A 1,507-nucleotide genomic window follows, 5' to 3' on the forward strand; every position below is an offset into this window, starting at 1 on the left:
GGTTCTACGTCAAATTGTGTTGGTAAGCCAAATAACTGAATAGAAATCTAGGTCTGGTAAGGGTAGCACATTCTTATCAGGCTTTTTTTATTGTTGTGAAAAAATAAGTCCTTGAATAATATAAATACGTGAACGAAAATGATAAAAATTTCGATAGCCATAGGCTATCCGTTTGATGACCTTAAGTTTATTGTTTAGCCCTTCAGTGACACCATTAGAATACGAGAAGCGAAAAGCATTTTTAATGCCTTCTTTATATTGGTTAAAGAAGAGTAATTTCTTTTTGAACCAGTGTGGCAGCTGATTATCTAGCTGTTGAAGATACTCAAAAAAGAGTGTATCTTCTCGATGGGAAAAAGCGTATTTTAAGTATTGAACCGTATCATACCCTATCCGTAGGACATCATCATAGTGCAACAGTTCATCGACAATATCTTGTTGACTAAGTGGTCTTTTAAATAAGGGCTGATAAGCTCGATAGTTTATATCTAATTTATCGGAATCTTTCAATAGTAGCTTCCAATAGCGTTTTAAGCGACGGTATTGTTTCGGTTCAGAACTTTTCAAGCGGTTCATCGTTTGAATTCGCAGTTGGTTCAACGTACGATTCATTTGTTGGATGATATGAAAGCGATCCGTCACTAATTGAGCATTCGGAAAGACCGTTCGAAGAAGTTGATGGTAACTAGCGTTCATATCTGTTACGAGATACGTTACATGTAGCCGAGCTTCACGTGTAAAGCGCATAAAATGAGCGGTCAATTTATGTAATCGTCTATCTTCCAGCACTTCTAACAACTGATTCCGTTCCCCATCCACACAAATAAAGCTCATACTTCCTTGGCAAGATTTCATGGATTTAAATTCATCGATACATAGAATTTTAGGAAGGAAGTTCCAGTTTGTTCGATAATTTTTTGATAGTCTCTCCATCATTCTAAGGACTGTTATGTCTGAAACAAAGTGTTTTTGAGCAATCATTTTTCTTGAAACATTCTTTTTCAAGTCAAGCATAATTTGATATTGAAGCTGTTTAGATAAGTGATGATGTTCTTCAATCAGCTCTGTATGAGCGTGAAAAGTAGCCCCACATTCATGACAAAGAAAACGTGTCCGTTTTAGTTCTAATAGAGTGAAGCGTTCATTAAAAACAGGCAATTGAGCTGTTGTTGTATGACTGCCATTTTTGATGATTTGTCCATGATTGAGGCGCCCACATTTCTCACAATGAGTTGGGGAATAGGTCAGCTTGGCTTTAATCACTTGAGCTTGTACTCCTTTTACTGGTCTTTGTTCCAACCAATTTTCTTCAAACCGGAGGTTTTTGTCTGTAAGTCCGAGCAATAATCTGGTATTCTTATCCATAGGGAACAACCTTTCTGATGATTTGTGGTTTTTGTCGATTTCATTTTATCAGTTAGTTGTTCCTTTTTTGTGTTTAAATGCTTAAAAAAGTGCTGGTAGAAAATCTTTTTTGATTTCCACCAACACAATATATTATAGAGCC

The 1,507-nt window shown here is 36.2% G+C and carries 1 protein-coding gene; it reads right to left on the reverse strand.

Annotated features, from left to right (window positions below; all coding sequences use genetic code 11):
• Window positions 1–87 precede the first annotated feature (87 nt).
• Window positions 88–1,365, reverse strand: coding sequence for an ISL3 family transposase (locus BCR24_RS10415; RefSeq protein WP_069640462.1), 1,278 nt, complete (start codon window positions 1,363–1,365; stop codon window positions 88–90).
• Window positions 1,366–1,507: the final 142 nt, after the last annotated feature.

Source organism: Enterococcus ureilyticus, from assembly GCF_001730315.1.
Taxonomy (GTDB): Bacteria; Bacillota; Bacilli; order Lactobacillales; family Enterococcaceae; genus Enterococcus_L; species Enterococcus_L ureilyticus.